Below are 8713 nucleotides of genomic sequence, written 5' to 3' on the forward strand. Positions count from 1 at the left end.
CCTCTGTACAATCCCCCGCCTATCCACACTAATTATGATGAATTATTATCCTTATGAGCCATGTCAAAAATCCGCCGCGCGTAGGCTTCGTCTCACTCGGCTGTCCAAAAAACCTCGTCGACTCAGAACGCATCCTGACGGAACTGCGTACTGAAGGCTACGATGTGGTGCCACGCTACGATGATGCGGAGATCGTCATCGTTAACACCTGTGGATTTATTGATAGCGCCGTACAGGAATCACTGGAAGCGATCGGTGAAGCGCTGAACGAGAATGGCAAAGTGATCGTCACCGGTTGCCTGGGTGCCAAAGTGGATCAGATCCGCGAAGTACATCCTAAGGTACTGGAAATCACCGGCCCGCATAGCTACGAGCAAGTGCTGTCGCACGTTCACACCTATGTGCCAAAGCCGGAACACAACCCGTTCCTGAGCCTGGTGCCAGAGCAAGGCGTTAAGCTGACGCCACGCCACTACGCCTACCTGAAAATTTCCGAAGGCTGCAACCATCGCTGCACCTTCTGCATTATCCCATCCATGCGTGGCGATCTTGATAGCCGTCCGATTGGTTCGGTGCTGGATGAAGCCAAACGTCTGGTGGAAGCCGGCGTGAAAGAGCTGCTGGTGATCTCGCAAGACACCTCGGCTTACGGCGTGGATGTGAAACACCGCACCGGTTTCTGGAATGGATCCCCGGTGAAAACCAGCATGGTCAGCCTGTGCGAACAGCTAGCGAAACTCGGCGTGTGGGTGCGTCTGCACTATGTCTACCCGTATCCGCATGTGGATGACGTGATTCCGTTAATGGCCGAAGGGAAAATTCTGCCGTACCTCGATATCCCACTGCAGCACGCCAGCCCGCGCATACTGAAGCTGATGAAGCGTCCTGGTGCGGTTGAACGTACGCTGGAGCGCATCAAACGCTGGCGCGAAATTTGCCCGGAACTGACGCTGCGTTCGACCTTTATCGTCGGCTTCCCAGGCGAAACCGAAGAAGATTTCCAGATGCTGCTCGACTTCCTGAAAGAAGCGCGTCTGGATCGCGTTGGCTGCTTCCAGTACAGCCCGGTTGAAGGCGCGACGGCCAACCAACTGCCGGATCAGGTGCCAGAAGAGGTGAAGCAGGAACGTTTCGATCGCTTCATGCAGCTGCAGCAGAAAATCTCCAGCGAACGTTTGCAGGAGAAAATCGGCCGTGAAGTGTTGGTGATCATCGATGAAGTGGATGAAGAAGGCGCGGTGGGTCGCAGCATGGCCGATGCACCTGAGATCGACGGCGCAGTGTATCTGAATGGCGATCGTCAGGTGAAAGTCGGTGATGTGGTACGTGTTAAAGTCGAACACGCCGATGAGTACGATTTATGGGGTACGCGCGTTTAACCGTGCTTCTGCTGGTGCGCACGTTTGCGCGCCAGATAATCGGTGTCCGCTCTTAGCCGATCCCAGCATGATTTGAATATGGCCGCCGCAGCGGCCTTTTCTTTTTCTGTGGTACGAGGTAGCTCGTTACCGTCTGCATCATATTTGCGTCCGCCTTTGTGATTACTGTATCGGCGCGCGCGGGTATAGCCCATCTGAATAAATTTTCGCGCCATATCCATGCCGACAAAGTCGTCCTGTGCGCGATAGTCCTCAAACAACTGCATGATCTGAACGGAAGATTCCTGAGCCAGTTCCACGGTCCGGAAGCGCCAGAATGGCAGAATTTCACTCTTGTAAGGCTCCACCATTAATACCCCCTGCTCACCGCGCCCAACCTGATAAAGGTCTGGCCGCTGTCGGAAATCGATATTCTTAAAGTCTTGTTCGTAATCAAAGGGTTTCACTGCATTTCTCCTGCACGACATTATCACTTACTGCAATTATTTTTATTGCGGCTCTTAAGCAATGTGCTTTTACACCGATAACTTCTCTACTAGCCTACTTTGCTCAGGGAAAATCATGTTAACGAAAATGAAAATTGTGACTGCCATCATATTGATGCTGTTGGTATTCACCGCTATGCAGGCCATATCAGGCTCACTGTTTTTATCTTCCCTGATCGCTGGCCAGCATAATTTCACTGCCAGTAACCAGCTGTCGCATCAACAGCGTGAGTTCTCCGACAGTTGGCAAACGCTGGTGAAAACGCGCGTTATCATCAACCGCGTGGCGATTCGCATTCTGAAGAATCAGACCGATGATGCTTCACGCGCTGCCATCAGCAAGCTGCTGGTTTCCGCGGGCGCCTCGCTTGATGAAGCGAAACAGCACTTTGACCGCTACAAGAGTGTCCCACGGATTGCGGGGCAAAGTGCGGCAGCCGCCGAGCTTATCGAGAGCAAATTCGCGAACTATTACCAACTGCTGAATCAATCCGCGACCTTCCTGCAAGCCAACAACTACGCCGCCTATGGCGAGTTGGATGCACAACAGGCGCAGGACGATTTGGAAGCGGCCTACAAGCAGTGGCGTGGCGACAACGTGCAGTTAATCAATTCCCGCGCTGCAGATAACGATAGCACTTATCAGCATATGCTGGTGATGGTTGCTGCGATGGCAGTGATTGTGGTGCTGTTGCTGCTGGTGGTTTGGCTGCTGGTTCGCCGCATCCTGTTGGCGCCGATGAAGCAAGTGCAGCAGCAGATGGAGCGCTTCGCCGAAGGCGACCTCTCCGCCAGTTTGAAGATTGAAGGACACAGTGAAATGGCCGCCATTGCCGCGAGCCTCAACCATATGCAGCAAGCACTGTTGGTCACTATTAACAATGTTCGCGACAGTGCCGATGCCATTTTCGGCAGTGCCAGCGCGATCGCCAACGGTAACAACGATCTCTCCTCCCGCACTGAACAACAGGCCGCCTCGCTGGAAGAGACCGCCGCCAGCATGGAAGAGCTGACCGCCACCGTTAAACAGAATGCCGATAACGCACGTCAGGCGACGCAGCTGGCGAAAACCGCATCGGAAACGGCTGACCGAGGCGGCAACGTGGTGGATGGCGTCGTAAAAACCATGCGCGACATCGCCGACAGTTCGAAGAAAATCGCCGACATCACCAGCGTGATCGATGGCATTGCTTTCCAGACCAATATTCTGGCGCTGAATGCTGCCGTTGAGGCCGCTCGCGCCGGTGAACAAGGTCGTGGCTTTGCGGTGGTCGCGGGTGAAGTCCGTAGCCTGGCGCAGCGCAGTGCACAGGCAGCGAAAGAGATTAAGCTACTGATTGAGGGCTCCGTGCAGCGCGTTAATTTAGGTTCACAACAGGTGAGCAGCGCCGGCGATACCATGCAGGAGATCGTCAGCGCGGTAACGCGCGTGACCGATATCATGGGCGAAATTGCGTCGGCCTCTGACGAGCAGAGTCGCGGCATCGATCAGATTGGTGTGGCAGTGAACGAGATGGATCGCGTAACGCAGCAGAACGCCACACTGGTGCAGGAATCCGCTAACGCCTCGGCTTCGCTGGAGCAGCAGGCCAGCAGCCTGTCTTCGGCGGTGGCGCGCTTTAAAACCGGGACGCGGGCAGTGATGGCACCGGTGACAAACACGGTGAAAGCCCCTGTCGCAACCACACCACGCGCCTTACCCGCTGCCGGTGCACACAGCAACGACAACTGGGAAACGTTCTGAGGTAACAGAAAAAATCAGGTCGCCATAAGTGGCGACCTGACCTGCACAACGGGATTTTTCAGGGTGCGCACTAACGCGCACCGATTTGATATTTCAGGTCTTTAACTTCGGATCTAACGCATCCCGCAGTCCATCACCCAACAGATTGAACGCCAGCACCGTCAGGAAAATCGCCAGACTGGGGAAAATCGCCACATGCGGCGCAATCACCATATCGGCACGCGCTTCATTAAGCATCGCGCCCCACTCCGGCGTGGGCGGCTGCGCGCCCAGTCCGAGGAAAGACAAACTCGCCGCCGTGATGATCGACGTACCGATACGCATGGTGAAATAGACCACAATCGACGACACGGTACCGGGCAGAATGTGACGCATGATAATCGTCCAGTCGGATGCGCCGATGCTGCGGGCTGATTCAATAAAGGTTTGGTGTTTCAACACCAGCGTATTGCCACGCACCAGGCGAGCAAAGGCTGGAATACTGAAAATCGCCACCGCCACAATTACATTGCTCATGCCGCTGCCCATGATCGCCACCACCGCAATCGCCAGCAGAATGCCGGGGAAAGCAAACAGCACGTCACAGATACGCATGGTAATGCGATCCCACCAGCCTTCGTAATAACCGGCCAGCAACCCCAGCACCGTACCAATCAGCGCACCGATCGCCACCGAGAAGAAGCCCGCAATCAGTGAGATGCGCGTGCCGACCAATACGCGACTAAAAATGTCACGCCCCAGAGAATCCACACCAAACCAGTGCATCATCGACGGTCCGTCATTCAGCCGGTCGTAATCAAAATAGTTTTCCGCATCAAACGGGGCAATAAACGGAGCGATAAACGCCACCACAATCAACAGCAGCACAAATAAGCCCGCCACCATCGCCACATGTTGATGGCGAAAGCGGCGCCAGAATTCGCGCCACGGCGTACGTACCCGGGTTTCCGTCATCATCGGCATGGTTTTCAATGCCGCTGCGCGTCGCCAGTTCTTCAAGTGCGACTCCTTACCTGTAACGGATGGCCGGGTTGATCGCCGCATACAGCATATCGACAATCAAATTGATCAAAATGAACTCCAGCGAGAACAGCAAAACCTCGGCCTGAATCACCGGGTAATCACGCATCTCCACCGAATCCACCAACAAGCGGCCTAAACCGGGCCAGTTGAATACCACTTCCACCACAATCGAGCCACCGAGCAGGAAACCAAACTGCAGGCCCATCATGGTCACCACCGGAATCATCGCATTGCGCAGGCCGTGTTTGACCACCACCAGCGACTCACGTACCCCTTTGGCGCGCGCGGTGCGCATGTAATCTTCCTGCATCACCTCGACAAACGAGGCGCGGGTAAAGCGTGCCATCACCGCCGCCACGGCTGCACCCAGGGTTATCGACGGCAGAATGTAGTGTTTCCAGCTGTCGGCACCGACCGTTGGCAGCCAACCCAGCTCAACAGAGAACACCTGCATCAGCAGCATGCCTAAGGCGAAAGCGGGAAAAGAGATGCCAGATACCGCCAGCGTCATGCCGATACGATCGGGCCAGCGGTTGCGCCAGACGGCGGATGTAATGCCGATGGTCATACCGAAAATCACCGCCCACACCATGCTGGTGAGCGTCAGCCACAGCGTCGGGAAGAAGCGCGCGGCTATCTCTTCCGAGACCGGACGTTTCGACACCATCGACTGGCCAAAATCCCCCTGCAGCGCATTGAGAATAAAGTGCCAGAACTGCTGGATCAGCGGCTGATCGAGACCGAGTTCCTGACGCACCAGCGCCACCACCGAGGCATCCGCTTCCGGACCCGCAATCAGGCGCGCCGGATCGCCCGGCAACAGGTGGACAAACAGGAACACCAGCACCGCGACAATCAGCAGCGTGGGGATCAGCCCCAATAATCGTTTGAGAAAATAGTTGAGCATGCAAAATCCTGCGCAGCAGCGGCCAGCCTCGCAAGGCTGGCCGCGCCTGTTACTTCAGATCCGCCTCATCAAAATTGAATGAGGTGTCGGGCATGACATAAAAACCGGTGAGGTTTTTATTGTTCGCAGAGAGCAACTGCTCAACCACCAGCGGAATCCACGGATGGTCGTTCCAGATACGATCCTGAGCGTCTTTGTACAGTTTGGCTTTCTGCTCACGATCGGTGGTTTTCAGTGCATCGCTCAGATCTTTATCCACTTGCGGATTGCTGTAGAACGCCGTGTTAAAGATGGCTGGCGGCCAGGAGGTGGTGGCAAACAGCGGCGTCAGTGCCCAATCTGCTTCACCGGTCGAAGCCGACCAGCCAGTGTAGAACATGCGCACACCGCTCTCTTTCTGCCCTTTACTCTCGACTTCTGCGGCACGCTGACCCGCATCCATCGCCGTGACTTTCACCTTCACGCCGACCTGCGCCAGCTGCTGCTGAGTGAACTGCAACACTTTCTGCGCGGTGCTGTGGTTGTGAGATGACCACAAGGTGGTTTCGAAACCGTTCGGGAAGCCCGCTTCTTTCAACAGCTCACGCGCTTTGGCCGGATCGTATTTAATCGCTGGATATTTCTGCGCAAAATCAATCGCCGGTGGCACGATGCCGGTGGCTGGCGTGGCATAACCAGCAAACGCCACTTTGACCAGCGCCTCACGGTTGATGGCGTATTCCAGCGCTTCACGCACTTTTGGGTTATCAAACGGCTTCTGCGTCACGTTGAGGCTGATGTAACGCTGCATAATCGATGGCGTAGTGACGACGTCGAGTTTGCTGTTGCCCTGCAGCAATTTAGCCTGCTCAAACGGTACCGGGAATGCAAAGGTCGCTTCACCGGTCTGCAACATCGCCGCACGGGTGTTGTTGTCTACTACCGGGCGGAAAGTGATGCTGTCCAGCTTCGGATAGCCTTTCTTCCAGTAACCATCCCACTTCTTCACTTTGACGAAGTCGGTCTGATTCCAGGTGACAAACTCATACGGACCGGTACCCACTGGATGGAAGCCAATGTCCTTACCGTATTTCTTCAGGGCGGTGGGCGAAATCATCACTGCCGCCGGGTGCGCCAGGTTGTTGATGAAGGCCGAGAACGGCTGCTTGAGCGTAATCTTCACCGTAGTCGGATCCACCGCTTCGGTGCTGGCGACATACTTGAACAGGTTGTAACGCTTGAGGTGATTGTCTGGATTGCTGGCACGGTCGATGTTGGCCTTCACCGCTTCCGCGTTGAAATCGGTGCCATCCTGGAACTTCACGCCCGAGCGCAGTTTGATAGTGTAAGTTAAGCCATCGCTGCTCGCGTGATAGCTTTCCGCCAGCACGTTTTGCAGCTTCATGTCCTTATCAAAGCCGAACAGTCCCTGATAGAACGCCTTGGCCACCGACTGCGACAATGTGTCATTGGCGTCGTACGGATCCATAGTGGTAAAGGTTGACGCCACAGCAATCACCGCGTCCTTCGCTGCCCACGCTGGCATTGCCAACGCTGAACTCAACAACCCGGCAGTGATAACCCCTTTTCGCATAATGTGGTGCATTGTTATCGTTCTCCTGTAATCCCTGTCATGCGCGACATCCGTGGATGACGCGGTTGCTTGCTGCTCAGGCACCGCTAATGGCGTGGCGGGCAACAAAATGCCCCGGTGCCACTTCCAGTAACGGTGCCACTTCTGGCTCATCACCCAATGGGCGGATCGGGCTGGGGATTTCATCCACCATTAACGCCCGCTCGCGATGACGGTGCGCCGGATCGGCGACCGGCACAGCGGCCATCAGTTTTTTCGTGTAAGGATGGCGCGGCTGCTCAAACACCGCCTGACGCGGCCCCATTTCCACAATCTGTCCGAGATACATCACCGCCACGCGATGACTGATGCGTTCTACCACCGCCATATCATGAGATATAAATAAGAAGGCGATGCCAAACTCGCGCTGCAGGTCGAGCATCAGATTGATGATTTGCGCCTGAATCGAGACATCCAGCGCCGAGACTGACTCATCGGCAATCACCACTTTAGGGTTCAGGGCCAATGCGCGAGCGATGCAGATGCGCTGGCGCTGGCCGCCTGAGAACTCGTGTGGATAGCGTTGCGCATGCTCCGGCAGCAAACCGACGCGCTCCAGCAGCCAGGCTACACGCTTCTCCGCCTGGCGCCGATCCATGGTTTTGTGCACCAGCAGCGGTTCCATAATCGAGAAACCCACCGTCAGGCGCGGATCGAGGGAGGCGTAAGGGTCCTGAAAAATGAACTGAATGTCGCGGCGCAGCGAAGCCAGCGCGTTGCCCTGCAACGCATCTATACGCTGACCATTAAAAGTAATCGTGCCGCCCTGGCTGGCGACCAGGCGCAGCAGCGATCGACCGGTAGTGGATTTTCCGCAGCCGGATTCGCCGACCAGCGCCAGCGTCTCGCCAGCATGCAGATCAAAGCTGACTTTCTCCACCGCATGCACACGGCGTTTCACGCGATTCAATAACCCACCACGAATATCAAAGCGCGTCACCAGATCGCGTACCTGCAAGATCGGCGGCTCATCGCTGCGCACCGTATCCTGCGGTGTGACGATCTCTTCTCGGCCATTGGTGTGCAGCAAGGGGAATTTAGCGGGCAGCGGCTGGCCGCTCATCGCACCCAACTTCGGTACGGCCGCCAGCAAGGCGCGGGTGTAAGGTTGCTGCGGCGCATCAAACAGTTGCTGTACCGGCGCGCGCTCAACCACATCGCCGCGATACATCACCTGTACGCGATCGGCCATCTCCGCCACCACGCCCATATCGTGAGTGATAAAAATCACCCCCGTCTGCATCTCTTTTTGCAGCACGCGAATCAGCTGCAGAATTTGCGCCTGAATGGTGACGTCCAGCGCGGTAGTAGGCTCATCGGCAATCAGCAATGCCGGTTTGCATGACAGCGCCATGGCAATCATCACGCGTTGACGCATGCCGCCGGAGAGTTGATGCGGAAAACGCGATAACACATTGTGGGCTTCAGGTATGCGCACCAGATCCAGCATGCGCCGTGCTTCGGCCTGCGCTTGTTGGTGGCTTTTGCCCTGATGTAAACGGATGGATTCGGCGATCTGCTCGCCCACGGTAAACACCGGGTTAAGCGAGGTCATCGGCTCCT

The 8713-nt window shown here is 56.0% G+C and carries 7 protein-coding genes; 2 read left to right on the forward strand and 5 right to left on the reverse strand.

Going from position 1 to position 8713, the window contains the following annotated elements; all coding sequences use genetic code 11:
* Window positions 1–53 precede the first annotated feature (53 nt).
* On the forward strand, window positions 54–1379 hold the full coding sequence (gene rimO / locus FD744_RS24915; protein ID WP_039336388.1) for a 30S ribosomal protein S12 methylthiotransferase RimO: 1326 nt from the start codon (window positions 54–56) through the stop codon (window positions 1377–1379).
* Here rimO and FD744_RS24920 read toward each other — a convergent pair.
* Window positions 1376–1825 carry a DUF4385 domain-containing protein gene (locus FD744_RS24920; RefSeq protein ID WP_160869962.1) on the reverse strand — a complete coding sequence of 150 codons (450 nt, stop codon included), beginning with the start codon at window positions 1823–1825 and terminating at the stop codon, window positions 1376–1378. The genes rimO and FD744_RS24920 overlap by 4 nt on opposite strands.
* 115 nt (window positions 1826–1940) lie before the next feature.
* On the opposite strand from FD744_RS24920, the gene FD744_RS24925 reads away from it, so the two are divergent.
* Window positions 1941–3608, forward strand: coding sequence for a methyl-accepting chemotaxis protein (locus FD744_RS24925; protein ID WP_160869964.1), 1668 nt, complete (start codon window positions 1941–1943; stop codon window positions 3606–3608).
* Window positions 3609–3701: 93 nt separating this feature from the next.
* Here FD744_RS24925 and gsiD read toward each other — a convergent pair whose 3' ends face one another.
* The 4 genes from gsiD to FD744_RS24945 form a co-directional block, all read right to left on the reverse strand.
* On the reverse strand, window positions 3702–4607 hold the full coding sequence (gene gsiD, locus FD744_RS24930) for a glutathione ABC transporter permease GsiD (protein ID WP_160869966.1): 906 nt from the start codon (window positions 4605–4607) through the stop codon (window positions 3702–3704).
* A gap of 10 nt (window positions 4608–4617) precedes the next feature.
* On the reverse strand, window positions 4618–5538 hold the full coding sequence (gene gsiC, locus FD744_RS24935; protein WP_034820789.1) for a glutathione ABC transporter permease GsiC: 921 nt from the start codon (window positions 5536–5538) through the stop codon (window positions 4618–4620).
* Between the two features lie 49 nt (window positions 5539–5587).
* Window positions 5588–7123, reverse strand: a complete 1536-nt coding sequence (gsiB, locus tag FD744_RS24940; protein ID WP_160869968.1) for a glutathione ABC transporter substrate-binding protein GsiB — start codon at window positions 7121–7123, stop codon at window positions 5588–5590.
* Between the two features lie 64 nt (window positions 7124–7187).
* A partial coding sequence (locus FD744_RS24945; protein ID WP_160869970.1) for a dipeptide ABC transporter ATP-binding protein occupies window positions 7188–8713 on the reverse strand: 1526 nt, incomplete at its 5' end.

This window comes from Pantoea sp. Taur (genome assembly GCF_009830025.1).
Taxonomy (GTDB): domain Bacteria; phylum Pseudomonadota; class Gammaproteobacteria; order Enterobacterales; family Enterobacteriaceae; genus Pantoea; species Pantoea communis.